Below are 25,975 nucleotides of genomic sequence, written 5' to 3' on the forward strand. Positions count from 1 at the left end.
CCCGTCTGACTGTCTCCCTGCTTCACGCCACCGCCTGGGCAATGAAGTTGCGGACGATCTTCGAGGTCTCGCCACGCCGGAATGCCAGAGCCAGGCGCGCGATTGGAGCCTCACCTTTGACCGCACGGTAGGTGACGCCGGTGACGTGAAGCTGCCGCATTGACGCCGGTACCAGCGAAAAGCCAAGCTCAGCTGCCACCAGGCTGACCACGGAGCTGATCTGAGGCGCGGATTGCCCGAGGGTCGGCTCGAAGCCTGCCCGCCGACAGGCCGCGATCACGGTGTCAAACCAGGCCGATCCGCGCGGCGTCAGAATGAGCGGATCTGCCCTCAGCCTGATGAGATCGATTTCAGTCGACTTAGCCGCCGGATGGCTTGCGGGCAATGCCACGAGCATCGGCTCGCTGGAGAGACGCCGAAACTGCAGATCGTCCTCGCCCTCATCGGGGCGCAGGAACACTGCGTCCAGCTCGCCTTCCCGAAGGCCGGCAACGAGGCGGGATGTGCTTGCTTCCTCCAGCGTCAGGTCCACGTCGGGATAAGCTCGCCGGAACGATCGGATCGCCGAGGTGACAATGGGATTGAACGGAGCCGAGCTGGTAAAGCCCACCCGGAGAGAACCGATTTGACCCCGCGCAGCCCTTTGCGCGGCACGAATGGAGCGCTCCGCCTGCAGAGGAATGACCTGCACGGTCTCCAGAAACGCGCGCCCCGCTTCGGTTAGTTCCGCACCCTGGGGAATGCGACGGAAGAGCTGAGCGCCGACCTCGGCCTCGAGATCTCTGATCTGCTGGCTCAGAGGTGGTTGCCCGATTCCAACGCGCGCAGCAGCGCGTGTGAAGTTTCGTTCCTCGGCAACCGCGAGGAAGTAGCGGATGTGGCGCAGTTCCATGCCAGTGCCAAAAGCTATCGAGATCGTTCTCCCTATATATTTGACTGCGTAACGACTGAAATCAAATATCTCTTACCCGGAGCCCGATTGACCTGGATGATCGAAATTGGACCAGCACCTGAATGTCAGTTTGAAAAGCGAGTCCATCCCTGAGCCGTCGGTCAGCGACAAAGAACCCCGCGTTCCGGTCGCTGCACTTTCGCTGTCCGCGGCACCCGAACTCGATCGATCTCCGAAGGTTTCTCGACGCCAGCGCACCTTGCTGTTTCTTCTCGCTGTTGCAGCGACTGTCCTGGCCTGGTGTCTATCGGGCTATCTGTTTGCTTACACGGACGACGCATACGTCACGTCCGATGTCGTATCGATTACGCCGGAAGTGAACGGCCCGATCGAAGCGGTTCATGTAAAAGACAACGAATGGGTGGAGCGAGGAACGCTCCTCTTCACCATCAATCCGGTTCCGTTCAGATTGGCCGTCGAGCGAGCGCGCGCGGAGGAGGCGCGAACTGAGGCCCAGCTGCCGGTCGACCGGGCGCAGTCGCAGGTTCTGCAGGCGCAGAAGGAAGCGGCGGGTGCTGCCGAGAGGCTCGCCGCGGCAAACCTGCGCCGCGACACGCCGCTTGCCCAGTCCGGTACGATCTCCGCGCAGGCCCTCGACACGACTCGTACCAGCGAGGAGCAAAGCGCGGCCCAGCAACATGCCGCCGAAGCCGCCTTGCAGAAGGAGAACGAGACACTCAGCCTTGATGAAGCGGCCGTCTCATCGGCCCACGCTGCACGTCTTCTCGCCGAATGGCGCCTGGACCGCACCAAGGTCGTGGCGCCCGTCGATGGTTACGTGACGCATCTTGCCGTTCAAACTGGCGACATGGTTTCCACAAGCCAGGCGGCTGTTGCGGTCGTCGATGGAAACGCCTGGCGCGTCGTTGCCAATTACAAGGAATATTATCTGCGACACCTCCATCCTGGTGGCCTCGCCTGGATCTGGCTCGACAGCCATCCCTGGCATCTTTATCGCGCGCGCATCCAGGGTCTGGCGCACGGCATTAGTCGCCAGCAAGGCAGCGAGACACTCGTCCCTTACGTATCTCCAACGGTGAACTGGATTCGCCTGCAACGACGGATTCCGGTTCGATTCACGCTGCTGGAATCTCCCGGGCGCGACCAACTCTTCATGGGCGTCGACGCCCGCGTCCTGGTCATCTACTGATTAGGAGAATCCTGACGATGCTGCTGCTGATATCGGCTCTCCGACCCATACCGCGAGCCCTGGTGCGTGAGCTCAAATCGCTAGAGCTTCACGGCCCACGTGCCAGAGAGGCAGCAAAGCGTGTGCTGTCAGTGTTGGTCGCTGTCGCAACGTCATCCGTCCTCAACCTCGATGATCTCTCCTGGGCGGCGTTCAGCGCCTACATGGTGATGCGTGGCAGCGTCGTCGAGACCTTCCGGCGGGGGCTCATGCGCATCGTGGGCACTGCCGGTGGAGCACTGCTGGGACTCTTGCTGGCGCCCAGGACAGCGAATGCTCCTTTGCTGTTGATGGTTTTCCTCTTCCTTGTGTCATGGATCGGCACCTTTCAGTCGCTGGTGACCAGCTACAGTTACGCATGGCTGTTCTTTGGCCTTACGGCCGGCATGGTGACCACCGAGGCGCTCGCCTCGCCAGACGCTGTCGTGCATTTCGCAGCCACGCGGGTGGCGGAGATTACGGTCGGAACGTGCACATGCCTCGTCGTTGCAAGCCTATATTCGGACGCGCAGGGCCGCGGGGAGAAACCTGCTCACGACAGGCTCTGGTGCGGACGCCTTTGTGATGTGTTGAATGAGGACTGGCTGCGAGAGCATTGGCCGCTGGTCGAGCATTGCACACGCGCGGCGCTGGCCGTCGCCTTGCTCCCCCTCATCTGGCGGTGGTTCGGCATTGAGGAGTTCTCGCAAACTGCGGTCACATCGTACGTCATCATGATCGTCCCATCCGCCGCGGTGGGGAACCGCCGATACGCTGCGATCTACGAGAGGATAGCCCACAGGGCGCTCGGATGCCTGCTTGGTAGCGCGGTCGCTCTTGTCTCTATTGGCCTGTTCGGCACAGGATTGCCGGTAACCGTGCTCACCCTCGCTGCCGGCGTCTGGATCGGCTACCAAATCCAGACAGGACGGGAGATCAACTATCTCGGAACGCAGTTCACGCTCGGGCTTCTCATCACCCTAGTTCAGGGACCAGCTCCGATCACAGATATTACCCCTGGGCTGGAGCGTTTAGTTGGCATCGCGATCGGCTCCGCCATGCTGTGTCTGACGACCGCCGCTTGGCCCTTGGATCAAGACCAGTAGCATCTCCGACGGAGGCTAACCGCCGTCTTCCCAATGTCGACCGACCGGTCTTCGTATGTCCCTCAAGCGGCCGGACATCGCGAATGCGATCGTCGAGCCGAACCGTGCTTCAGGTCTCAGCGTGTCAGCTGACGGAGGTAAACCCGATACACCGGCGCTTGCCCTTGATCGCTGCTTTTGACCCAACGGAGACATCACTCCTCGGGCACCCCGGCTAGACGCATCCCCTGAGTGATGCGCCGGGCTTGCTCGCGAAACGTCGGATCGTCGCTAAATGGAATACTCTTCAAGAAGCGAATGGTGAGAGCTGGATTGAGCTCAAGCGCTTTCTTCTTGGACGCCCGCGCTTCATCCAGTCTCCCGAGATGAGCAAGCGCTGCGGCGAGGTTCAAGTGCGCCAGGGGATTGTTCGGGTTGCTATTCAGAGCTCGACGAAGCCATGCCGCTGCTTCAGCGTTGGCTCCAAGTAGCAATTTACTGAAACCGACCCAACTCATCCATCGATGTACACCTTGATCACGAGGGGACAAGCGCATTGCCTTGTGTACATGCGCCTCCGTTTCCTCAGCGCGCCCGACAAAAGGTTGGGCGCAGCCGATGAAAGCGTGGGCCTCCGCCAAATTTGGGTTTAAAGCCAATGCGTGCTCGCATTCCGCAATACCTTCCATCGCGCGTTTGGTGCACCATAAGACGGACCCCAGAAACGCGTGAGCAGGGGCATGCTGCGGTGCTAAGGACACCGCCTTGTTCAAGGCCGCTTCGGCCGCAGCAAAAAGGGCGTCCGGGTTGCCGGCGAGAAAAAAGCCAGCGCTTGTCACATCGACGGCTCCGATGCCCACCAGTGCCTCAACGTTGTCTGGATCAAGCTCCAGGGCACGTTCGAAAAAGCTTCTTGCCTGCGCCATGTGGGCTGGGGTCACGCCTTCGTTCCAACGAGCCATACCCTGGAAATACAAGTCTAGAGCGCTCGGGTGCAATGAGTGTTCCGCTCGCCTTGCCTCGGCGGCTATAAGTTGAGAATTCAGCGCGTTGGCCAGTCTCGATACGATTTCATCTTGCATCTCGAAGAGATCACTGATCGGCTTGTCAAAGCGGTCAGCCCAAAGATGAGCGCCTGTTTCGGCATCGACAAACTGCACGTTCACCCGCAGTTGGTTCGCGCTCCGCTGCACCGAGCCTTCCAGCACATAGCGAACATGTAACTCGCGGCCAATCTGCTTCAAGTCGATTGGCTCACCTTTGTAGGAAAATGCGGTGTGGCGACCGATAACGAACAGGCCCCTGACGCGCGACAAGTCGGTAGTGAGGCTCTCGGTTACGCCATCCACGAAGTAGTCTTGCTCGGGGTCGCCGCTAAGGTTGGCGAAGGGTAAAACAACGATTGAAAGACGGGGTCGCGAAAGCGGTGGTCTCGGCGCGGCCTCGTCGTCCTGCTCCACATGACCAAAGGCATCGCCTATTGGTCCTGACGCTTCCTGAACCTTGCCAACGAAGCGGAAGCCCTTGCGCGGGAGTGTCTTGATCAGGTGCTGCTTCTCGCCCGTGTCGCCAATCGCGGTCCGAGCACTATTGATGCGCGTCGTGATCGCGGCCTCCGAGACGATACGACCATTCCAAATGGCAGCGAAGAGATCATCCTTGCTGACGACGCGATCCCTGTTGCGGATCAAGTAGTCGAGCAGGTCGAAGACCTGTGGCGCGACCGGGATCATCTCGGCATCGCGACGCAACTCACGTCGATCCGTGTCAAATGTGTAGTTCTCGAAGAGATAGCGCACAGCCCATTCCCCCGGGGGTCTTGCTCGCTGAGGGGCGCTCAACAGCCGATAGATTATGCCGCTGATAAGCCAAATGTAAGCCGTGGAAGGTCGTGAATGTCGCCTGTTGGCCCCAAGCGGTCGACCCGGCATGTCCGCTAGATGTCCGCTCCTTGGGGATGAAGCAGACTTGATATGCTCAGGCCGAGTTCTCCCGGGTGTGACCCAAGGCAGACCTTGCGCCTCGCATTGGCGCGCCGCCGACGGCCGATCCTACATATTCCCCGATGCGACCGCCGGCGGTCCGAACCACCTAACTAGTAAATCCCGGAGCCCCTCTAGGGTCCGCTCTCCGGCCCAAGCGACATAGCCGTCCCGCCGGATCAACCCAAAGAGGGCTCTTTGGATAGGCGATAGGCGCGAAGACCAAGAGCCATCTAAAGGGTAATTATTGGCGAGCAGAGCAGCGCCACGGGTCGGCAGTTGGTCCAGAAGCTGACCCTGCTGGTCACATCGCCTCGTCGAGGGCCTTTCGATGTTGCCCAATGTCCGCGCGGGCTCGTGTGTTGTCGTTACCGGAGACGCGCTGCTCCGATGGCGCCCGGCGCGGTGCCGAAACGCTGGCGGAATCCGCGCGCAAAATACGTGTAATCGCGAAAGCCACAGGCGTAGGCGATATCGCTGAGAGGCTGACCTGTCTTCATCAACGCGCGACACTCGATCAGACGCGCCGCATGATCCAGACGAAGCGAGGATATGTAGTGAGTGTATGTCGACCCTCGGGCCGTGAACAGCTTCTGCAAATAGCGTAGCGAAATTCCAATCTCGGCAGCCACCTCACGCGGAGAGATGTCCGGATCGGCATAGCGGTCCTTGATCATGCCGCAGACTCGCTCGAACAGTTTGTCGGTGTGGCGTGAGCAAAGCGGAGCGGGCGGTGCAAACAGTGCACCGAGGAGATCATAGACCACCAGACGCATATAGTCGTCAGCCGACGCGACCGCCGGTTCTACATTGCCGACGGGGTCTAGAACGAGTTGACTGAGTATCCGTGCCGCCTGCCCGCGACCGCACGTGCCACCTTGCGGCTCGAAGCCGAGATGCGACACCAGGTTCTGGCGCGGCAACTGCAAGCCAAACCATTGCGCTTGCTGGACCGGAACTAATGTCATGGGTCTCGTGGAATCGAGCAGGACGAGTTCGCCAGCAGCGGCATTTACAACTCGGTCGTTCTGAATGATCGTCAATCCGCCCGTCAGCTGAGCTCCGACGAAGTAATAGTCCATGTCGTCACGGCGAGTGTCGAGCTTCGTCCGGTCAACGCGGACAGCGTCGCTGGCGAGATCCACCGCAGCGAACCCTAAGACGCGCCGCGGGCGCACCCTGCCTGCGAAGATGTTGGTTCCGCGAGCATAACTAAAACATCCAAAAATCTCGCGCGATGCAGCTATGTAACCGTCATAATCCAATTCTGGAGCGCTGCGAAAATCATCGTTCGGCTGCACCATTCACTCCCTGGAAAATAATGTTTCAAGCCTGACGTAGGTTTTATTACTGCCTCCACCGAAGCGACGGGCAAACGTTGTTAGTTTGGCACGGCCCTCAGACAGGTGTCGCGCAACTCCGCGTCACGCCCAATCACACCTCCGAGATCGTGGGCGCTATGTGAAACGGCGTTTCCATTTGATGGCTTTACGGTTCGCCTGAACTTCTACCGAGAGTTGCTGCCGCGCTGGCAAGAGGACGTCAGCTTCTCGGCGGGATTCCTTAAATCAAAGCGATACCAACCGATCGAATCGCGTTGAGCGAGAGGGGAAAGGCAGCTAGACAGCCACGATTGTCGGCTTGTGGCCCATCGCGACCTCTTGCGTATCCGCACGAACCTGGCCGCTATTGGGGCAACGCAGACGTAGCCTTCGTCGCATCACGCCGCGGGGTTTATGGTTATTCAGCCTACCCCAGCTCTTGCAGCAGCTTCCGCGTCTCGCCCAGCAACGCCCGCATCGCCCTTCGTTCCGCGATCCGGTCTTGCGTGAATAGGCCATGCTTCCGCGCATTCTGATTTCCTCTCGGTGCGCCTGATCTCGCGGCGCCGCCATGCATGCGACAGCGGGTCTTGCCGTGCACCGCCGGCGCGAGGCAGGCGGTGCCGCTGCGTGTCCTGGCACCGCAGCGCGGAATCGCCTGCATCGCAGCCATGTTGCGTGGGTGATCGCCGCTCATGCGCTGGCGCCTTGTGCGGCATCGACCGGTTCATGTTCGCCTTCACCGGCGTCGCGAGGCGAGATCGATCCTGCCAACATCGTTGTGTCCCCGGTGTCTTGCTCCGTTACGAGCATGTCCGCGTGCTGTACGGCGTGGCTCGCGGTGGCTCCCGCGCCATCCTGCACCGTCAGACTCTCCACCGTGATCGCCCGCTCGCCATTGTTGCGGTATCGGTTGAGCGCCTCGATCTGGGCCGGAAAGATTCGTGCCAGCTTGGCGAGCGCGCGTGAGGCACTGTCCTGCCGCGGGATGTCGTCGGCGAAGGCGAGGCGATGGGCGCAGCGCATCGCCAGGACGTGAATGGAGACCATCTGTGCCGCCAGCATGGCCTCGATGGAGTCCCGCGGCGCGATGCTCTTCATCATCGAGATCATGAAGGCGAGGTTGGCCTCGTCCGGCTTCTGCGCAATCACGCTGGCCTTCACCAATTGCTTCAGGATGCCGTGCATCGCATCGCGGTCGACGGCACCGAGCGCGTCAGCCAGCAGCCGTTCGCCGGTTTTCGGGTCCGGATGATCGATGGCAATGCGGCGCCTGTAGAGTTTGATGCGCGGGCTCGCAGCCGGGTCGCTGCGATCGTTTGCCGCGACCGGCGGCGTGGTGTGGCGATTTGGGGATGTCGTCATGTGTTGTGTCCTTTGCCGGCGCAGGGGCGCGAACGACCGCTCGCGTGCTGCGCGCGACTACCAATTTCGAGATGTCGATGAGAGCCTTACGCGCGATCGCGGCGAGGCGCCCGTGGAGCGGGCGGCATGGACGCTGGCGATTGTTGCGATGATGCCATCATGCCGGTGTTTTGCCCGACGTGTCAAATTCCATTTCGTGGTATCCGAAGGCGTCTGTCCTGTGCAAGTCCTTGTTCCGACAGGGGCCGGCTACTGTGCATGGGGTTGTTTTCGCATTTTTTGTTTGGATGCGGCTCTCGCGTGCCGCGCGACGGAATGCCGGCGTGCAAACGCGATTGCGAAATCCGGCACGACCGCTAATCATGATCTCCAGAGGCGCCGCACCATGCAAAAGCGGCAGCGCGGGTCCGGGGAGAGAACGAATGCAACGAACGCTTCGCCTGCTGGCGATTGTCGCCGGATTGTGCGTGACGACCGAGGCTCTCGCGCAGAAATATCCGGCGCGTCCGGTCAAGATCATGGTCGGCTTCAGCGCGGGCGGCCCGGTCGATGTGGTCGCGCGCATCGTCGGCGACCGGCTGAGCAACAAGCTCGGCCAGCCTTTCGTGGTCGAGAACCGTGCCGGCGCCAACGGCATGATCGCAGCCGAGGGCGTGGCGCGCGCGGACGCGGACGGCTACACCATCCTCGCCTGCAACTCGTCCACGATCACGCTCAACAAGACGCTGTTCAAGGATGCCCGCTACGATCCGCAAGGGGACTTTGCGCCGCTCACCACCGTCATCTCGGCGCCGCTCGTTCTCGTGGTCAATCCCGAGAATCCAAAGACGACCAACATCAACACCGTCGCCGATCTGGTCGCGGCGGCGAAGGCTGCGCCCGGCGCGCTCGCCTACGGCTCGGGCGGCAACGGCAACCTTGCCCATCTCGCCATGGAGCTGCTCAGCCAGAAGGCCGGCATCAAGTTGATCCACGTGCCCTATCGCGGCGGCGCGGCGTCCGAGGTCGGCATCCTCGCGCAGGAGGTGCTGGCAGTGTTCGATCCCTTGTCCGCGGTGCCGCTGGTGAAGGCGGGCAAGCTGCGTGCGCTCGCGGTGTCATCGGCCGAGCGGCTGCCGGCGCTGCCTGACGTGCCGACCGTCGCGGAGGCCGGCTATCCCGGCTTCGACATCTCGTTCTGGGTTGGCTTCTTCATGCCGAAGGCCGTGCCCGCGCCGATCCGCGAGACGCTCCACCGCGAGATCGTCGCCGCCGCCAGGGATCCGGCAGTGCAGGAGCGGCTGGAGTCGCAAGGCGTCGTCAGCGTGCTCAGCCCGGCCGACTACGCCGCGAAGATCGCGAAGGAGACGGCGGAGCTTGCCGAGGTCGTCGCGGCCGCGAACATCAAGGCGGAGTAGGGGGCTTCACAGGGATCCGCTTTGCGGTGGCGGATCAGCGCTCGCTCGATGCGAGGCGCACGGCGCGGGCCTTCGCGCTCTTTCCGGCAGCGCGCGCTGCGATCATGCCGCGCGCCTTGCCGTGCCTGGTCTTCCGGATCAAGGTTGCAAGCCGCTTGCGCGCACGGTTGGCCGTCAAACGCGCCGCCAATTGCTCGCCCTTGCGAATGATGGTGGCAGCTGAAGCCGTCAGGTTCACCGGAACCCAGGCGACGTCCTTTGTCTTGGACAGGCTGCCGATGCCTTCGCATGGGGCTTCGCGCGGCAGGTCGATCCGGATCGCAAGCGCCTCCGCGCGCTCGGTCCAGTCCTCGGCCTTGGTGCCGGTGATGATGCGGACATAGTCGCGGGTCTCGCGCGGCAGCTCGCTTTCCCTGGCAAGCCACTTCTGGATCCGGCCGGGGCCGGCGTTATAGGCGGCCGCGGCAAGGCCGAGATTGCCGAAATCGTCGCGGAGCTTGCGCAGGAATCTGGCCGAGGCCGGCAGCGCCTTCATCGCATCGAAGGGATCGTCGAGCCCGACTTCGGCGGCAGTCTCCGGCATGAACTGCGCAACGCCGTGTGCACCGGCCTGGCTGACCTCGTTCGATTTGAAGCGGCTCTCCTGCCAGATCAAACGCGCGAAGAACGGCACCGGAATGCCGCTCGCCTCGGCGGCTTCACGAAGCGCGTGGCAGAATCGTTCGGTCGGCGAAACCGGCGCCCGCACGGCCGTGTCGACGACGCGCGGCGACTCGGGTGTCTCCTCATAGGCCGCGCGCGCATTGGCGAGCTCGATGGCTTGCACGCTGGCGAGGAAGAGCTCGACCACCGGAACAAGTGGCGAGGCTTGGGTGGTTTGAAGAACGGCGTGGTCGAAGCTTGGTGTTTGCCGGGACGCCGACGGATCGAGGTCGCACATCAGAATCAGAAACGCGGTGCAAGCCGCGACGACGAATCGCATTGCGTGGACAACCTCGAACTGTGGGATGAACGACCGGCGCTGCCCCGGCAATAAGGAGTTGTTAACCGTCCGATTGCGGCAAAGCTGCGGTCTCGCCGGTTCCGTCGGTGTTACTACGGTGTTCCCGCGGCGAAACTCTCCGCGGTTTCGCGGAGCGATGAATTGGGACGAGCGACATGACGCGATGGATGCTTGGCGCGGTGATGACGCTGTGCGTGATCTGTCCGGCGCTCGCGAGCAATCTCGATGCCACCGCGGTGAACGATGCCGCGCGTCCCGCAAAACAGCCTGCGACCGACAATGTCAGCGCATCCGTGGCGAAGCTTCAGGTTATGCTGGACCGTGCGCAGTTCTCGCCCGGCGAGAACGCGTACGGGACGGCGGAGCCCGACGAGGTCAGCAGGTCCGCATCGCACGGCTGCATCAGCTTGACCAATTGGGACGTGCGCACGCTGGGCGACAACGTCAAGCGCGCCTCGAATTAGTCCTCGAACTAGTCCTTGGGAAAATCCTTGCGCATCGCGATCTCGGCGGCATCGCCGGGCGACAGCACGGTCTGGTCGAACGCTGGTTGCGGCTTCGTCATGATGTCGTAGAGCGAGATGCCTTTGATCGGCTTATCCATGAGCACGCGAACGCAGTCGGCGAGCGTGCCGTTGTAGACGAGATAAGGCGGACCCCGGTCCTTCTGTCTCTCGCCTTTCAGCGACGGCCACTTCTTCAGTTCGGCCGGCGCGTCATAGGCGATCGGCGATTCCTCTTTGAACATGCGCTTGGCTCCGGGCGGCGTGGAAAGCCCGAAAATCCTAGGCTTTGCCCGGTAAACGCTCGTTAAAGAATTAGTTCAAATCAGCCGGCAACGAAGGCGAGCAGGGTGCCGTTGGCCTTGGCCGGCGGCACGCAGATCGCAGCCCCGCTGCGCAACGCAGCCGGACCCAACGCCTTCTCGGTGGCTGCGAGATCGCCGCTGACGAGGACCAGGGCCGCGCCGCCGCGCGCGGAAAGACCCGTGAGCGGCACACCGGGATAGCGTCTGCCGAGCTGCTCCAGCGTCAGATAGACGAAGTCGGCGCGGTCACCGCCGGATGGCACGGCAACTGCACCGTCGGCTTCCGCCTTCGGTTCGCGGTCGATCAGGCGGCCGAGATGCGCCGCATCCTGCGCGGGCTCGGGTGTTGCGATCAGCGTCTGCCTGATCCGTTTCGCCGCATTGGCGTGCTTCATCAATTCAGGAATCCACACCGTCTCGCGGGTCTTGTGCTGGCAGGCGAAGATGCGCACGCCGCCGGGCGCCTCCGCGGTCGGCCACATGAAGGTGCGGAATTTTGCCGCCGAGATCGTGCCATCGGGCAGCGTCACCGGCCGTTCGAAATCGGTCGGGCCGATCGGCGTCAGGCCGCGCGCACGGATCTCCTCGGCGCCGGCCGCGCTGTCGATCGCAGTGAAGGCGATGCGCTCGATGCCCTCGCCGTGCCTGTCGACGAAGGCGCGGGCAGGTGCGTTGTGCTCGGTCGCCACCAGCACGCCGAGCAGCTCCATATAGTCGGGGTCGAACATGATGGTGTAATTTCCGGTGCCCATATGCGCGCTGTGGGTGCCGCGCGGCGACAGGGTGAAACCGAGCTGCCTGTAGTTTTCGGCGGCCTTGTCGAGGTCCCGAACCATGACCACGGCGTGGTCGATACCGATGATGTTCTTGAGGGCCACTGTTCTTTCCCCGCAGCAGATGCAAATTTCGATCGGGACCGCGCCAGCGGCCGCTGGCCCTGTCTACGCTGGATGGGCGATCAAGTCATTTTCAAATCGGGGCCGGATGCGGAATTTCATTTCGCGAAATGCGGTATCGACGCGTGATGGCGTCACTGCGCCTGCTCGATATAGGCGGCCAGGATGGCGCGCTCCTCGCTGGTCATGTCGGTGATGTTGCCCGGCGGCATCGCATTGGACCACGCCGCCACGCGGCCGATCAGGCGAATGTTGCGATGAATGTGTTCGGGCGCGTCGAGCAAGATGCCTTTGGGCGCGGTCACGATGCCGGCCCAGACCGGCTCGGCCGCGTGGCACATGCTGCAACGGGACATCACGATCTCCTCGACATTGGCGCGCGTCGGCTGCGCCGACAGCGCACCCGTCTTGACCTCGCGGGGGCCGGCGGCGGAGAGCAACAGGATCGCAATCACGCCCAATGCGGCGACACCCCACACCCACCACGGCGATTTGCGCCCTGCGTGCCGCTCGTTGAAGAAGTGGCGGATCACGGGGCCGAGCGCCAGAATGATCGCGACGATGATCCAGTTGAAGCGCGTCGCGTAGAGCAGAGGATAGTGATTGCTGATCATCAGCACGACGACGGGGAGCGTCAGGTAGTTGTTGTGGACCGAGCGCTCCTTGCTGGTCTTGCCGAGCTTCGGATCGGGCGCCTGTCCCGCGATCAGGCTGGCCACGATCTTCTTCTGGTTCGGGATGATCAGTGCGAACACGTTGGCGACCATGATGGTGCCGATGATCGCCCCAATCTGGTTGAAGGCGCCGCGACCGCTCAGGACGTGGGTGAAGGCGTAAGTGAGCGCGACCAGGAACAGATAGCCGCCGATGGCAAAGGGCAGCTCGCGCTGCGCAAGCCCGGTGCGGCAGGCGGCCTCGTAAAGCAGCCATGCCAAAGCCAGGCTGCAGAAGCTGAACAGCCCGGCCTGGATTGGTGTGAGGTCGAGAATCGACTTGTCGACCAGGAACAGGTCGGCATCGAGATAGTACACCACCACCATCAGCGCGAAGCCGGACAGCCAGGTGGTGTAGGCTTCCCATTTGAACCAGGTCAGCTCCTCCGGCATCTGGCTCGGAGCCACCAGATATTTCATGATCCGGTAGAAGCCACCGCCATGGACTTGCCAGGCTTCGCCCTGCACGCCGTCCGGCAGGTCAGTCTTCGGCTTCAGGCTGAGATCGAGGGCGATGAAGTAGAAGGAACTGCCGATCCAGGCGATTGCCGCCACCACGTGCAGCCAGCGCAGCAGCAGGCTCGCCCATTCCGATATGATGGATCCCCACATGATCACCCCATCAATTGCGACCTGGATGCCGCAGCTTTGATGACCGCAACCGGCGGTCGCGCCATTACAATGTGTCGCACCGATCTGCCGCATTTTCCAGTACGATGGGCCGCGGCTGATGCACATCGTGCGGGCATGAGCTGACGTGGGATTCGGCAGGCGTTTGAACTGCGGCAGAACATTTGCGGATCAATCAGCGTCGACGTTCAGGACGCGCAGGCTGGGAGGAAGACGACGTGAAAAGCAGGATCTCGTCCGCAGCAACGGTTGCGGGATTGCTGGTCGCGGTTGCTGCCAGCGCGCAGGCCGAGCCGGTTCTGCAGGGCAAGGACGCCTATGGCGATTGGCAGGCCGACAAGCCGGGCACGGTCAGGTTGATCCGGCCGCAGGACCTCGTCAGGCCCGGGGCGACACGGTCGGTTGCGAGCACCGCGCGCGTGGCGTCGCGCCCGCCGGAGGCCACGCCCCAGGTGCCGGCAGGTTTCAAGATCGAGCTGTTCGCCGAAGGCTTGCGCGCACCGCGCATCGTGAGGGTTGCGCCGAACGGCGATGTCTTCGTCGCGGAGACGCGGGCCGACGCCATCCGCGTGCTGCGCGCCGGGGATGGCGGCAAGGCCGCGACCAACGAGGTGTTTGCCAGCGGATTGAGACGGCCGTTCGGCATCGCCTTCTTTCCGAACGGCGACAATCCGCAATGGGTCTATATCGCCAACACCGACAGCGTCGTCCGCTTTCCCTATCAGGCCGGCGATCTCAAGGCGCGCGGCAGGGCGGAGACGATCGTGGCAAGCCTGCCGCAGGACGGCAGCCATTCCACCCGCGACATCGTCTTCACGCCCGACAACAAGCGCATGCTGGTCTCGGTCGGTTCTCTCAGCAATGTCGCCGAGGGCATGGGTACGCCGCCGGGCGGGTTGGAGGTGTGGTCGAAGGCGCAACCGCTTGGCGCGGCCTGGGCGAGCGAGACCGAGCGCGCCACCGTGCTGGCCTTCAATCCCGATGGCAAGGAGCGGAAGATCTATGCCACCGGCATCCGCAACTGTGTCGGCCTTGCGATCCAGCCGCAGACCGGGCTGCCCTGGTGTTCGACCAACGAGCGCGACGGCCTCGGCGACGATCTCGTGCCCGACTACGTGACCAGCGTGAAGGAAGGCGCGTTCTACGGCTGGCCGTGGTTCTACATCGGCGGCAACGAGGACCCGCGCCACATCGGCGCGCGGCCGGATCTGAAGGACAAGGTGACGGTGCCCGATGTGCTGGTGCAGCCGCACTCGGCGTCGCTGGGCATGACGTTCTATCAGGGCACGCAGTTTCCTCCGGAATATCAGGGCGAGGCCTTCGCTGCAGAGCACGGCTCCTGGAACAGGTCGAAGCGCACCGGTTACAAGGTGATCCGCATCCGGATGAAGGACGGCGTGCCGACGGGCGAGTACGAGGATTTCGTCACGGGGTTTGTCGTGAGCGACACGGACGTGTGGGGGAGGCCGGTGGGTGTCGCGGTCGCGAAGGATGGGGCGCTGCTGGTCTCGGAAGATGGCAACGGCACGATCTGGCGGGTGAGCCACCCATAATTTTGGATATGGCGTCGCTATCTTGTCGACACCCCTTAACAACGGGTGAAAGCCGCCGAAACTACTTGCAACAACAGTTGATACTAGCCAAGGTAGAGCGTTCTTTGGGGGGAGAGCAAAATGGAAGGACTGGGGACAACTGAGCCGTTGGTTACGGCGGCTTGGCAGTGGTTTAGCATCGGACTAGGCGTCGCTTTCCTGGTCACCATCGGCATCATTGTGCTTTTTGTTCTCAAGGGAGACACCGAGTACGGGATCGATCAAGGATTTCTCGGACTTATTTTGATGCTGACTACCATTTTCTATCTTGTGGCTTTTTCATTTTTGGTCGCCGCGTCGACTAAGGGGTTGGATATTAAGGTGACGGTCGTGGTTGTCGATGCTCTCGTCTTGATCGGAAGCAAACTATTGGCGCCGCGCTTCCTCACCTACTTATCGTCATGACGTCCGGAGTTGAGTGCTACCCCCGTCTCACACTCGCGCCACCGTCCACCGGCAGCGTCACGCCCGTGATGAAATTCGCCTCGTCCGACGCCAAAAACAGCGCGGCGTTCGCGACGTCCCAGCCGGTGCCCATCTTCCTGCGCAGCGGCACCTTGCTGTCGCGCTCGGCTTCGACCTCGGCGCGGGGCTTGGACCATTCGCGGGCGCGGGTGTCGACGGCCATCGGCGTGTTCATCAGGCCGGGCAGGATGACGTTGGCACGGATGCCGTATTCGGCGTTCTGGTAGGCGAGCTGTTCGGTGAAGGCGATCATCGCCGATTTCGTCGCCTTGTAGGCGACGTAAGGATAGGTCGTGATCGCGGCCATCGAAGAGATGTTGATGATGGCGCCGCTTCTTTGCGCGCGCATGATCGGGATCACTTCCTTCGCTGCCAGAATGCAGCTCTTCAGATTGATGGCGACGACACGGTCGAACGCCTCCTCGGTGATTTGAAGCAGCTCGGCATCGCCCCCGGACAGGCTGACGCCGACATTGTTGTGCAGCACGTCGATGCGGCCCCAGCGCGCCTGCGCATCCGCGACCATCGCCTTGATGTCCGCGGATTTGGTCACGTCGGCCTTGAAGGCCGCGGCGGTGCCTTGATCCGCTGCGATCAGATCGACGGTTTCCTGCGCCGATTCCAGGTGATGGTCGACGCACAGCACTTTGGCGCCCTCGCGCGCGAAGGTCAGCGCGGTGGCGCGGCCATTGCCCATGCCTTCGCCGGGGCTCTGGCCGGCGCCGACGACGATCGCGACCTTGTCCTTCAAGCGCATGTCACTTCACTCCCGGGATCGGGTACTGCTGGAGTACCTCTTTGTAATACGGTTCGTTGTCGATCTTCATGGTGGCGAGCACGCGCACCACGCCGCAATAGAAGGCGATGGTGAGCACGAGATCGACCATGTGCTCGTCGGAGAGATCTCTCTTGATCTCTGCGAAGGTCGCGTCCGACATCGCGAGCTCGCGCACCATCTCGCGGGCGCCTTTCAGGATCGCTTTTGCCAGCGGCTCCAGCTTCGACGGCTTGCCCTCGGTCTCCGCCATCAGGCCTGTGATGTCCTCGTCGGTGACGCCGAACTCCTTGCCGATCTTCACATGATGGGTGAATTCGTATTCGGACTTCTCCATCCAGCCGACCTGGAGGATCGCGAGCTCCCGCAGGCGCGGATCGAGCTTGCTCTTGAAGCGGATATAGCCGCCGATGCCGTTGAAGGCGCGCGCCATCTCCGGCGAGTTGACCAGCAGCTTGTGCAGGTTGGTGTTGCGCTTGAGCATGTCGCGATATTCGGGTGCGACTTGGTCGGCCTCGAGATAGGGCAGGCGGGCCATCCGTGTTCCTTTCAGTGTTCCTGTGATTCACGTTCCGGCGCTTGCAGCGTCACGCCGCCGTCCACCACCAGCACCTGGCCGGTGATGTAGCGCGCAAAGTTGCTGAGCAGGAATTTGACGGCGTGGCCGACGTCCCAGCCGGTGCCTTCGGTCTTGAGCAGGGAGGCCCTGGCGCGGTTGGCGCGCGCCTGTTCGCTCATGCCGCGGGCATAGACCATCGGCGTGTACATCGGTCCGGGGCAGATGCAGTTGACGCGGATGTTGTCGTGACCGTGATCGACCGCCATGGCGCGCGTGAGACCGATGATGGCGGCCTTCGATGTCGTGTAGCTCGTGAGCCCGCGCGGCCGCAGCGCCGAGATCGAGGAGATATTGACGATCGCGCCGCCCTTGGCGGTCTTGATCATTGCGGGGATCGCGTGCTTGGAGAGCAGGAACATGGTCTCGACGTTGACCTGCATGACGCGGCGATACTGCTCGGGTGTCTCGTCGACCACGCTGCCGCGGCTGCCGATGCCGACATTGTTGTCGAGGAAATCGAGCCGGCCCCAGCGGTCGAGTGTAGCCTCGACCAGTGTCTTGCAATCGGCTTCACTGGTGACGTCGCCACCATGCGCCGCCGCCGTGCCGCCCCCGGCCGTGATCATCTCCACGGTGCGCTCGGCGAGTTTGAGGTCGCGATCGGCCACCAGCACTTTTGCTCCGGCGCGGGCCAACAGAATTGCTGCAGCGCGGCCGTTGCCGATGCCGTCGCCAGCGGCGCCACCGCCGCTGATCAGCGCCACCTTGCCGGCGAGGCCGGCATCGTCCTCTGGGCCCTGCATCTCGTTTCATCCCAATAATTTTCGTGCAGATTAGCAATCGCCCTGACAGGAGAGAAGGCCGGCGGTCCCGCGCAGATGTCATTGACATCGCACGGAATTGCATGCCGTCGGGCGGCACGGCGCGCGATTAAGCGGGCATATCGCGGAACCGTTTTGCCGAGCTTGCGTTTGTTGCGGGGGCTTTTCCACGCTAGGCTCTCGCCTGGGGTTTCCCAATCGCCAGTGGCTTGCCGATGAATCTGCTCGATCCACAAGGGCCGGTGGCTGCCGCCAACAGCACCATCCTGGTCGATTCCGTCTTCATCATGCTCGTGATCGTGGTGCCGACCATTTTCGCGATCCTGGCCTTTGCGTTCTGGTTTCGCGCCTCGAATCCGAAGGCGCGTTATCAGCCCGGCTTTGTCCATTCCGGGCGGATCGAGATCGTGGTGTGGTCGATCCCTGCGCTCACCGTGATCCTGCTCGGCGGCGTCGCCTGGATCGGCGCGCACCGGCTTGATCCCGCAGTGCCTGTGCCCGGCACCGGCAGCCCGGTGAGGATTCAAGCCGTCTCGCTCGATTGGAAATGGCTCTTCATCTATCCTGACCAGCGCATCGCCACCGTCAACACGTTGACGGTGCCCGCCGGGGCCGAGCTGAATTTCCAGCTGACCTCGTCGAGCGTGATGAACGTGTTCTTCATCCCGCAGCTCGGCAGCATGATCTACACCATGAACGGCATGGTGACGAAGCTGAACCTTCGCGCCGACAATCAGGGCAAGCTGCAGGGGATCTCGGCGCATTTCTCCGGCGACGGCTTTCCGGACATGCTGTTCGACGTCAACGTGATCTCGCCGCTCGCTTTTCCGGATTGGGTGGCGGCCACGGCGAAGAGCGACGCCGTGCTCAACGAGGACAGCTACAAGAAGCTGATGCAGCAGGGCACCGAAAAGAACAGGCTGACTTTTCGCCTCGATGATCCCCGATTGTTCGATCTGATCGCGACCCAGCACATTCCGCCAGGCCCCGGTCCGGAGTTGATGTCGGATGCCGGCCGCCCGCACAGTGGAGGCCATGATGCTCGGTAAGCTCGATTGGTCGGCGATCCCGTTCGGCCAGCCGATTCCACTCGTTGCGGGCGGTGTGGTGCTGGTCGCGATCCTCGCCGTGCTGGTCTGGGTCGTGGTGAAGGGGCATCTGCCCTATCTCTGGGACGAATGGATCACCAGCGTCGACCACAAGCGCATCGGCGTCATGTACATCCTGCTGGCCTCGGTGATGCTGCTGCGCGGCGGCAGCGATGCCATCATGATGCGGGTCCAGCAGGCGGTGGCGTACCAGTCACAGGGCTTTCTACCGCCCGAGCACTACAACCAGATCTTCTCGGCGCATGGCACCATCATGATCTTCTTCGTGGCGATGCCGTTCGTGATCGGGTTGATGAACCTGATCGTTCCGCTCCAGCTCGGCGTGCGCGACGTCGCTTTCCCGACGCTCAATTCGGTCGGCTTCTGGCTGACCGCGACCGGCGCGCTGCTGGTCAATCTCTCGCTCGTGATCGGCGAGTTCGCGCGCACCGGCTGGCTCGCCTTTCCGCCGTTGTCGGGGCTGTCCTATTCGCCGGGCGTCGGCGTCGACTACTACGCCTGGTCTCTCCAGATCTCCGGCGTCGGCACCCTGGTCGCCGGCATCAATCTCGTCACAACCGTGCTGAAGCTGCGCACCAAGGGCATGAACTATCTGCGCATGCCGATGTTCTGCTGGACCACGCTGGCCTCGAACCTCCTGATCGTCGCGGCGTTCCCGATCCTCACCGCCACGCTCGCGATGCTGCTGCTCGACCGCTACCTCGGCTTCCACTTCTTCACCAATGAAGCCGGCGGCAACGTCATGATGTTCATGAACCTGATCTGGGCTTGGGGGCACCCGGAGGTCTATATCCTCGTGTTGCCGGCCTTCGGCATCTTCTCCGAGGTGGTGTCGACCTTCTCGGGCAAGGCGCTGTTCGGTTACCGCTCGATGGTGCTCGCGACGATGGCGATCTGCGTCATCTCCTTCATGGTCTGGCTGCACCATTTCTTCACGATGGGCGCGGGGCCCGACGTCAATGCCGTCTTCGGCATCGCCAGCATGATCATTGCGGTGCCGACCGGGGTGAAGATCTACAACTGGCTGTTCACGATGTATGGCGGCCGCATCCGCTTCGCGACGCCCATGCTGTGGGCGGTCGGCTTCATGGTCACCTTCATCATCGGCGGCCTGACCGGCGTGCTGGTCGCGGTGCCCCCGGCCGACTTCATGCTCCACAACAGCATGTTTCTGGTGGCGCACTTCCACAACGTTATCATCGGCGGCGTGCTGTTCGGCGCCTTTGCCGGCTTCGAATACTGGTTTCCGAAGGCGTTCGGCTTCCGGCTCGACGAACGCTGGGGCAAGATGGCGTTCTGGTTCACGTTCATCGGCTTCTACATCACGTTCATGCCGCTCTACACCGCCGGCATGCTCGGCATGACCCGGCGTCTGCAGCACTACGACGTCGCGGCGTGGCGGCCATGGATGTTCATTGCGGCATTCGGCATGGCGGTGCTGTCGATCGGCGTGATCTGCCAGATCATGCAACTCGTGGTCAGCATCCGCAATCGCGAGGCCTTGCGCGACCGCACCGGCGATCCCTGGGACGGCCGCTCGCTGGAATGGGCGACCTCGTCGCCGCCGCCGGTCTTCAATTTCGCTTTTCACCCTGATGTGCGCGGCGAGGACGCCTATTGGGACATGAAGGTCCACGCCCAGCAGCAAGCGCTCGATCACACCGTGCCCGAATATCACGACATCGAGATGCCCAAGAACTCGCCGACCGGGTTCGTCTGCGCCTTCTTCGCGACCGTCATGGGCTTTGCGCTGATCTGGCACATCTGGTGGATGGTGATCCTGGGCGTCATCGGCGCGTTCGCAACCTTCGTCGTGTTCGCCTGGCGTGACCACGACGAATATGTCATCCCGGCAGCGGAGGTCGCGGCGATCGACCGCGTCAATCTCGAGGAACGGCGCAGCCTCGTCAGCATGGCGGGGGGCAGCTGATGTCGATGACCGCAACAGTCGGCCACGCTCAGGCCGATCCCCATCAGATCGGGCTCGTCGTCGAGCATCCCGGGCCTGCACCGAAACGCATCGTGACCGCTTACGGTTTCTGGATCTTCCTGATCTCCGACATCGTAATGTTCTCCTGCTTCTTCGCGGCCTATGCGGTGCTGGTCAACCAGACCGCGGGCGGCCCCAAGGGCTCCGAGATTTTCGAACAGCGGAATGTCGCGATCGAGACGGTCTGCCTGCTGCTGTCGAGTTTCACCTGCGGCATGGCCAGCATTGCAGCCGACGAGCGCAACCGGTTCTGGTTCTATCTCGGCATGGCCGTGACCTGCCTGCTCGGGCTCATCTTCCTCGCCATCGAGTTCCGCGAATTCGCCGATCTTGTGGCGCGTGGTTACGGACCCTCGCGCAGCGCGTTCCTGAGCGCATTCTTCTCGCTGGTCGGATGCCACGGCCTGCACGTCTCCGCCGGTGTGCTGTGGCTGCTCACCATGATGGCTCAAGTCTTCGCCAAGGGCTTTCGCGCCGACATCATGCGCCGGATGTACTGCTTTGCGCTGTTCTGGCACGCGCTCGACATCATCTGGGTCGGGGTCTTCTCCGTCGTCTATCTGCTTGGAGGTAGCGTATGAGCGATCAGACGCACGTGCCGCCCGCGCACGACCTCGCACCGGGCGAGGAGGAGCAACATAGTGTCGGTGAGCGGATCCTCGGTTACGTGGTCGGGCTCGGTCTGGCTCTGCTGCTGACGGCAATGTCCTTCTTCATCGCCGGCACCGACCTGGTCTGGGAGCCGTCCATTCCCGTCGCGCTGATCGTGCTCGCGATCGCGCAAATGGGCGTGCACCTGGTGTTCTTCCTGCACATCACCACGGGGCCCGACAACACCAACAACGTACTGGCGCTCGCTTTCGGGCTGCTGGTCGTGTTCCTGGTCGTTGGCGGCACCGTCTGGATCATGGGGCATCTGAACGCGAACATGCCGCCGATGGACCACATCATGATGCGGCAGTAGGGCCGCACAAAAAAGAAGAGCCGCTTGTTGTGACAAGCGGCCCAAGTCTAGGGAGGAAACGCCCGAGCAAAGCAATCGGACCGAAGCCGGATTGCTGCCAAGGAACGCTCGCGCAAAGCGCTTGCGTATATATTAGATGGGGCAACCACCGAGAGAGTTCAATTCCGGATCAATACTGTCTCCGGCTACCGCTCACATGCTCGTGACGGGCTTCCTCATTTCGGCCGGCGGCAATTGTAGGCCTTGCGGAAGCCGGCGGCCTGCGCGTCGTCCTCCGAGCAGAACCAGCGGTCCGGCTTGGTGGTCGCGGGATAGCTCGGGCAGCCCCTCAAGTGATAGATGCCGATATTGCCGGTGACGCGTGCACGCACGGCGAGCTTACCCTTGATGCTGCAACTCGGCGGCATGGTCAGCTCCTCCGGAAACAGCGCCGCGCGGATTTCCTTGTCGCGGTCGGCGCGGCAGGCGGCGCCCAGCAGCGCGCCGTCCTTCTTGCCCATGCGGAATTCTTGCGGTGCAACAAAGCAGCCCTTCCAGATCCCGGCTGACGCGGTTTTAGCATCGGCCGCGGCAGGCTTGACGTTCGCCTTGATCGGCTCGCGGGCGATGGCATAGCCAAGCTTGATCAGCTGCTCGTTCAACGAGACCTTGTCGCCCTCGGCGGTGCAGATCGCCCGGTGCCGTTTGCCGAAGCTCTTTTCCGGCCCGACATCGTCACAGCGCACGCTGCGCTTGTTGATCAGCTTCGCCAGCTGGTCGCGGGCCTCGATGCCGCAGGTCCAGGGATCGGCGTGATCGTCGATGCAGACCTGGTCCAACTCGGGTGCGTCGACGCCGTCGAGGCGGTAGGTGACGTCGCCGAGCTGGATCGAATTGGCGTCCCGGACGGTCGCGGCCCCCGTCAGCGCGGACGCAGGCTCGGACGAGGCCAGAAACCCGGACAGAGCGAGAAACGAAACAAGCGCGAAGGCGCGGGCGGCGGCAAATTTATTCCTAAACGACATAACGTCTCGCTATCGATTGCTCCGGCGCCTCGTTCCTAGCATCCGAAGGTCGCGATACCAATGGTCTGCGCCCTGCGAAGTGCGACATTCGCGGGCCAGCCTTTACTGACCGGCCGGTCTGCCCCTATCGTTCGGCACGATCAAAAACCCTGCGCAGGCCGAATCGCCCTTGAAGCGGCGAGGGCGGGAGGAAGAAAGTTCGATGAAAGACCCCGTGGACGTCCTGATCATCGGCGCCGGCGCTTCAGGCGCCGCGATCGCGTGGTCGCTGGCCGAGACCAAGATGCACATTCTCTGCCTGGAGCAGGGCGGCTGGATGAACCCGGCGGAATATCCCAGCACGGGCCGCGACTGGGAGGCCAAGTTCTACGGCGAGTGGTCGTCGAGCCCGAATGTCCGCGGCCGGCCCGAGGACTATCCGATCAACGACGACAATTCGCCGATCAAGGTCGTCAACTACAACGCGGTCGGCGGCTCGACGGTGATGTACACCGCGCACTGGCCGCGGCTGCATCCCTCCGACTTCAAGGTGAAGACTCTCGACGGTGTCGCCGACGACTGGCCGATCGACTACGACGCGCTGACGCCGTTCTTCGAAGAGAACGATCGCATCATGGGGACGTCGGGGCTATCAGGCGATCCGCTGTCGCCGCTGACGTATCCACCGATGCCGCAGCAGCCGCTCGGATTGTCCGGTGCGATCATCGGCAAGGCCATGAATGAGCTCGGCTGGCACTGGTGGCCGTCGGACACGACGGTCGCGACCACAGACTATGAGGGCCGCGCGCGCTGCATCAATCTCGGCCATTGCACGCCGGCCTGCGCACAAGGCGCAAAATCCTCGACCGACATTACCTATTGGCCGCAGGCGATCCGTGCCGGCGTCGAGCTTCGCACGCATTGCCGGGTGCGGGAGATCACCACCGACGAGAACGGCATGGCCTCGGGCGTGGTCTATTACGACAAGGACGGCGTCGAGCAGTTCCAGCCGGCGCATGTCGTCATCATCGCCTGCAACGGCGTCGGCACGCCGCGACTGCTGCTCAACTCGGCATCCAACCGCTTCCCGCACGGTCTTGCCAATTCGTCGGGTCTCGTCGGCAAGAACCTGATGTTCCATCCCTATGCGCAGATCTACGGCTATGTGAAGGAGCCGACCGACAGCAACCGCGCGCCGCCGACCTGTCTGTGGAGCAAGGAGTGGTACGACACCGACCTGTCGCGCGGCTTCGTGCGCGGCTACGGCGTCCAGTTCGTGCGCGGAGCAGGACCGGTGTTCGAGGCTGTCGTGAGCGAGCAGAAGGGCATTTTGCCGTGGGGCGCCGATCATCACAGCGTCTTCCGCAAGCTCAATGGTCATCGGCTGGGTTTCTCCGCGATCTGCGAGGACCTGCCGGAAGAGCATAACCAGGTCACGCTCGATCCCGTCATGAAGGACAGCCACGGCATTCCCGCGCCGAAGATCGACTACACGATCAGCGAGAACAGCCGGAAGATGATGGAACATGCGCTCGCGCGTGGCCGGGAGGTTCTGGAAATGGCGGGGGCGACCGACATCTGCGTCAACTCGCCGATCCCGTGGGGCGGCTGGCATCTGCTCGGCACCGCGCGGATGGGCACCGACCCCGAACGCTCCGTTGTCAACGAATGGGGCCGCACGCACGACGTGAAAAATCTCTTCATCGTCGACGGCAGCATCTTCGTCACCTCGGGCGGCGTGAATCCGACGTCCACCATCCAGGCCCTCGCGCTCTACATCGCCGACCAGATGAAGCAGCGCCTCGCAAACTTGTTCGACTGAGGCCGTCATGTCCGCAGACAATCAACTCACCCGCGCCCAATGCAACGACCTCCGCACCATCGCTGCGATGATCGTGCCCGCGAGCGACGAGTACAAGGTGCCCGGCGCCGACGATCCCGCGATCCAGACCGATATTCTGACGACGCTGGGCCGCGACACCAAATTGGTGACGGCGGCGCTGGACCATCTGGCCCGGCTCGCCGGCCAACCGCTCGCCGAGCTCGATGCCGCCAGGCGCGATGCGGTGGCGCAGGAGTTCCGCAGCTCCGGCGGCGCGGCCGCCGCAACGCTCGTCCGCGTCGTCCTGCAATGCTACTACCGCGACGACCGGGTGCTGCGCTCGCTCGGGCTCGAGCTGCGCGCGCCGTTCCCCAAGGGTTACGTGCTCCCCGACGGCGACTGGTCGCTGCTCGACCCGGTCAAGGCGAGGGCAGGCACGCTGCGGCGGGCGCCCTAGCCACCTGGGCAGTCTAGCCCTGCGCCCAAAGCGGGGTCCCTTGCGCTGGCAGGAACAGGCCACCATCTGTGTGAGCCTCAAGGACTCTTGCCATGCTGGATTTTACCTCAGACATCGTCGATGACGCCGCGTCATCGCGAGCGACAGCGTCTGCTCCGGTCGATGACCGCGCCCTGCTGGACGCCTATTCCAATGCCGTGATCGGCGTGACCGACCGTGTCGGTCCCGCCGTCGTGCGCGTCGAGACCGGGCCAAAGGTGCCGAACGGCCGCGAGCGCGGCGGGCTCGGCTCGGGTATCGTGATCTCGCCGGACGGGCTCGTCCTCACCAACAGCCACGTGGTCGGTTCCTCCAAGGAGATCCGGCTGCGGGACGTCGAGGGCAACGTCGGTGAGGCCCGGGTGCTCGGCGTCGACCCCGACACCGACCTCGCGCTGCTGCGTGCCAACGGCGTACGCGACTTGCCCTATGCCGCGCTCGGCAACTCCAAGACCCTGCGGCGCGGCCAGCTCGTGATCGCGATCGGCAATCCGCTCGGCTTCGAGTCGACCGTGACCGCCGGCGTGGTTTCGGCGCTGGGGCGCTCGATCCGCTCGGTGAGCGGGCGCACCATCGAGGACGTGATCCAGACCGATGCTGCGCTCAACCCCGGCAATTCCGGCGGTCCGCTGGTGTCGTCGAATGCCGAGGTGATCGGCATCAACACCGCCATCATCAATGGCGCGCAAGGCATCTGCTTCGCGGTTGCCAGCAACACCGCGCAGTTCGTGCTGTCGGAGATCATCCGCCATGGCTACGTCCGCCGCGCCTTTATCGGCGTCGCCGGGCAGACTGCACCGGTGCCGCGGCGGCACGCGGTGCTGGCCGGTGTCGACAACAAGATGGGCGCGCTCTTGATGCAGATCGAGCCGGATGGACCGGCGGCGAAGGCGGGCCTGTTGCCCGGCGACGTCGTCATCAAGCTCGATGGTGTCGAGATCAACGGCGTCGACGATCTGATCCGCGTGCTCGACCGCGACCGGATCGGCCGGCGGCTCGCCATGGACGTGCTGCGGCTCGGCCGCCTGCGGGCGATCGATATCGACCCGATCGAGCGCAAGCCGGCGCGCTAGCGTTG

Annotated in this window: 27 protein-coding genes; 13 read left to right on the forward strand and 14 right to left on the reverse strand. The window is 63.1% G+C overall.

The annotated features are described in order from the left end of the window. Nucleotides 1-22 precede the first annotated feature (22 nt). Nucleotides 23-892, reverse strand: a complete 870-nt coding sequence (locus tag AB7008_RS15610; RefSeq protein ID WP_441259018.1) for a LysR family transcriptional regulator — start codon at nt 890-892, stop codon at nt 23-25. Nucleotides 893-998: 106 nt separating this feature from the next. On the opposite strand from AB7008_RS15610, the gene AB7008_RS15615 reads away from it, so the two are divergent. Together AB7008_RS15615 and AB7008_RS15620 are read left to right on the forward strand one after the other, a co-directional pair. Continuing rightward, on the forward strand, nt 999-2,102 hold the full coding sequence (locus AB7008_RS15615; protein ID WP_441259019.1) for an HlyD family secretion protein: 1,104 nt from the start codon (nt 999-1,001) through the stop codon (nt 2,100-2,102). A 17-nt stretch (nt 2,103-2,119) separates the two neighbouring features. After that, nucleotides 2,120-3,226 (forward strand): FUSC family protein, encoded by a 1,107-nt coding sequence (locus tag AB7008_RS15620; protein ID WP_441259020.1) that lies wholly within the window; start codon nt 2,120-2,122, stop codon nt 3,224-3,226. Between the two features lie 194 nt (nt 3,227-3,420). On the opposite strand, the gene AB7008_RS15625 is transcribed toward AB7008_RS15620, so the two are convergent. From AB7008_RS15625 to AB7008_RS15645, 5 genes are all read right to left on the reverse strand, one after another. Then, complete coding sequence (locus AB7008_RS15625; RefSeq protein ID WP_441259021.1) at nt 3,421-5,004, reverse strand: winged helix-turn-helix domain-containing tetratricopeptide repeat protein; 1,584 nt, start codon at nt 5,002-5,004, stop codon at nt 3,421-3,423. Between the two features lie 252 nt (nt 5,005-5,256). Beyond that, nucleotides 5,257-5,529: an aromatic-ring hydroxylase C-terminal domain-containing protein gene (locus AB7008_RS15630; RefSeq protein WP_347343425.1), complete on the reverse strand. Its 273-nt coding sequence runs from the start codon at nt 5,527-5,529 to the stop codon at nt 5,257-5,259. Between the two features lie 26 nt (nt 5,530-5,555). Further along, the gene (locus AB7008_RS15635; RefSeq protein ID WP_441259022.1) at nt 5,556-6,491 is read right to left on the reverse strand and encodes a helix-turn-helix domain-containing protein; all 936 of its coding nucleotides are present in this window, start codon (nt 6,489-6,491) and stop codon (nt 5,556-5,558) included. A gap of 445 nt (nt 6,492-6,936) precedes the next feature. After that, nucleotides 6,937-7,206: an HGGxSTG domain-containing protein gene (locus tag AB7008_RS15640; protein WP_441259023.1), complete on the reverse strand. Its 270-nt coding sequence runs from the start codon at nt 7,204-7,206 to the stop codon at nt 6,937-6,939. Beyond that, nucleotides 7,203-7,874, reverse strand: coding sequence for a hypothetical protein (locus AB7008_RS15645; protein ID WP_441259024.1), 672 nt, complete (start codon nt 7,872-7,874; stop codon nt 7,203-7,205). The genes AB7008_RS15640 and AB7008_RS15645 overlap by 4 nt, the downstream gene beginning before the upstream one ends. A 422-nt stretch (nt 7,875-8,296) precedes the next feature. Between AB7008_RS15645 and AB7008_RS15650 the strand changes: the two genes are divergently transcribed. Beyond that, the gene (locus AB7008_RS15650) at nt 8,297-9,271 is read left to right on the forward strand and encodes a Bug family tripartite tricarboxylate transporter substrate binding protein (RefSeq protein WP_441259025.1); all 975 of its coding nucleotides are present in this window, start codon (nt 8,297-8,299) and stop codon (nt 9,269-9,271) included. A 34-nt stretch (nt 9,272-9,305) separates the two neighbouring features. Here the strand turns inward: AB7008_RS15650 and AB7008_RS15655 are convergent, their stop codons facing one another. Further along, a complete protein-coding gene (locus AB7008_RS15655) occupies nt 9,306-10,253 on the reverse strand; it encodes a lytic transglycosylase domain-containing protein (protein ID WP_441259026.1) in 948 nt (315 codons plus the stop codon). Nucleotides 10,254-10,429: 176 nt separating this feature from the next. On the opposite strand from AB7008_RS15655, the gene AB7008_RS15660 reads away from it, so the two are divergent. Then, complete coding sequence (locus AB7008_RS15660) at nt 10,430-10,738, forward strand: L,D-transpeptidase (RefSeq protein ID WP_441259027.1); 309 nt, start codon at nt 10,430-10,432, stop codon at nt 10,736-10,738. A gap of 8 nt (nt 10,739-10,746) precedes the next feature. Here AB7008_RS15660 and AB7008_RS15665 read toward each other — a convergent pair whose 3' ends face one another. The 3 genes from AB7008_RS15665 to AB7008_RS15675 form a co-directional block, all read right to left on the reverse strand. After that, nucleotides 10,747-11,022: a hypothetical protein gene (locus AB7008_RS15665; protein WP_441259028.1), complete on the reverse strand. Its 276-nt coding sequence runs from the start codon at nt 11,020-11,022 to the stop codon at nt 10,747-10,749. Nucleotides 11,023-11,102: 80 nt separating this feature from the next. Then, entirely contained in the window at nt 11,103-11,960 is an 858-nt protein-coding gene (locus AB7008_RS15670; RefSeq protein ID WP_248881866.1) for a VOC family protein, read from the reverse strand. 152 nt (nt 11,961-12,112) lie between these two features. Beyond that, nucleotides 12,113-13,303: a urate hydroxylase PuuD gene (locus AB7008_RS15675; protein ID WP_441259029.1), complete on the reverse strand. Its 1,191-nt coding sequence runs from the start codon at nt 13,301-13,303 to the stop codon at nt 12,113-12,115. A 236-nt stretch (nt 13,304-13,539) separates the two neighbouring features. On the opposite strand from AB7008_RS15675, the gene AB7008_RS15680 reads away from it, so the two are divergent. Continuing rightward, complete coding sequence (locus AB7008_RS15680; protein WP_304493231.1) at nt 13,540-14,874, forward strand: PQQ-dependent sugar dehydrogenase; 1,335 nt, start codon at nt 13,540-13,542, stop codon at nt 14,872-14,874. Nucleotides 14,875-14,994: 120 nt separating this feature from the next. Next, on the forward strand, nt 14,995-15,318 hold the full coding sequence (locus AB7008_RS15685; protein WP_014497121.1) for a hypothetical protein: 324 nt from the start codon (nt 14,995-14,997) through the stop codon (nt 15,316-15,318). A gap of 16 nt (nt 15,319-15,334) precedes the next feature. Here AB7008_RS15685 and AB7008_RS15690 read toward each other — a convergent pair whose 3' ends face one another. From AB7008_RS15690 to AB7008_RS15700, 3 genes are read right to left on the reverse strand one after another with little or no spacing between them, the layout of a single operon-like run. Then, nucleotides 15,335-16,135 carry an SDR family NAD(P)-dependent oxidoreductase gene (locus AB7008_RS15690; protein ID WP_304493232.1) on the reverse strand — a complete coding sequence of 267 codons (801 nt, stop codon included), beginning with the start codon at nt 16,133-16,135 and terminating at the stop codon, nt 15,335-15,337. 1 nt (nt 16,136) lies between these two features. Beyond that, nucleotides 16,137-16,691 (reverse strand): carboxymuconolactone decarboxylase family protein, encoded by a 555-nt coding sequence (locus AB7008_RS15695; RefSeq protein WP_304493233.1) that lies wholly within the window; start codon nt 16,689-16,691, stop codon nt 16,137-16,139. An 11-nt stretch (nt 16,692-16,702) separates the two neighbouring features. Continuing rightward, nucleotides 16,703-17,515 (reverse strand): SDR family NAD(P)-dependent oxidoreductase, encoded by an 813-nt coding sequence (locus tag AB7008_RS15700; protein WP_304493234.1) that lies wholly within the window; start codon nt 17,513-17,515, stop codon nt 16,703-16,705. A gap of 233 nt (nt 17,516-17,748) precedes the next feature. On the opposite strand from AB7008_RS15700, the gene AB7008_RS15705 reads away from it, so the two are divergent. From AB7008_RS15705 to cyoD, 4 genes are read left to right on the forward strand one after another with little or no spacing between them, the layout of a single operon-like run. Then, the gene (locus AB7008_RS15705) at nt 17,749-18,582 is read left to right on the forward strand and encodes a ubiquinol oxidase subunit II (protein WP_028156953.1); all 834 of its coding nucleotides are present in this window, start codon (nt 17,749-17,751) and stop codon (nt 18,580-18,582) included. Then, complete coding sequence (cyoB, locus tag AB7008_RS15710) at nt 18,572-20,572, forward strand: cytochrome o ubiquinol oxidase subunit I (RefSeq protein ID WP_441261205.1); 2,001 nt, start codon at nt 18,572-18,574, stop codon at nt 20,570-20,572. Before AB7008_RS15705 ends, cyoB begins: the two co-directional genes overlap by 11 nt. Beyond that, nucleotides 20,572-21,213 carry a cytochrome (ubi)quinol oxidase subunit III gene (locus tag AB7008_RS15715; RefSeq protein ID WP_028156955.1) on the forward strand — a complete coding sequence of 214 codons (642 nt, stop codon included), beginning with the start codon at nt 20,572-20,574 and terminating at the stop codon, nt 21,211-21,213. The genes cyoB and AB7008_RS15715 overlap by 1 nt, the downstream gene beginning before the upstream one ends. Then, complete coding sequence (gene cyoD / locus AB7008_RS15720) at nt 21,210-21,596, forward strand: cytochrome o ubiquinol oxidase subunit IV (protein WP_028156956.1); 387 nt, start codon at nt 21,210-21,212, stop codon at nt 21,594-21,596. Before AB7008_RS15715 ends, cyoD begins: the two co-directional genes overlap by 4 nt. A gap of 215 nt (nt 21,597-21,811) precedes the next feature. Here cyoD and AB7008_RS15725 read toward each other — a convergent pair whose 3' ends face one another. Further along, nucleotides 21,812-22,600 carry a thermonuclease family protein gene (locus AB7008_RS15725; protein WP_028156957.1) on the reverse strand — a complete coding sequence of 263 codons (789 nt, stop codon included), beginning with the start codon at nt 22,598-22,600 and terminating at the stop codon, nt 21,812-21,814. 202 nt (nt 22,601-22,802) lie between these two features. Between AB7008_RS15725 and AB7008_RS15730 the strand changes: the two genes are divergently transcribed. From AB7008_RS15730 to AB7008_RS15740, 3 genes are all read left to right on the forward strand, one after another. After that, nucleotides 22,803-24,401, forward strand: a complete 1,599-nt coding sequence (locus AB7008_RS15730; protein ID WP_028156958.1) for a GMC family oxidoreductase — start codon at nt 22,803-22,805, stop codon at nt 24,399-24,401. A gap of 7 nt (nt 24,402-24,408) precedes the next feature. Continuing rightward, nucleotides 24,409-24,858: a hypothetical protein gene (locus tag AB7008_RS15735; protein WP_028156959.1), complete on the forward strand. Its 450-nt coding sequence runs from the start codon at nt 24,409-24,411 to the stop codon at nt 24,856-24,858. 92 nt (nt 24,859-24,950) lie between these two features. Next, on the forward strand, nt 24,951-25,970 hold the full coding sequence (locus AB7008_RS15740) for a S1C family serine protease (protein WP_014497110.1): 1,020 nt from the start codon (nt 24,951-24,953) through the stop codon (nt 25,968-25,970). Nucleotides 25,971-25,975 lie beyond the last annotated feature (5 nt).

The organism is Bradyrhizobium sp. 521_C7_N1_3 (assembly GCF_052075975.1).
Classification (GTDB): domain Bacteria; phylum Pseudomonadota; class Alphaproteobacteria; order Rhizobiales; family Xanthobacteraceae; genus Bradyrhizobium; species Bradyrhizobium japonicum.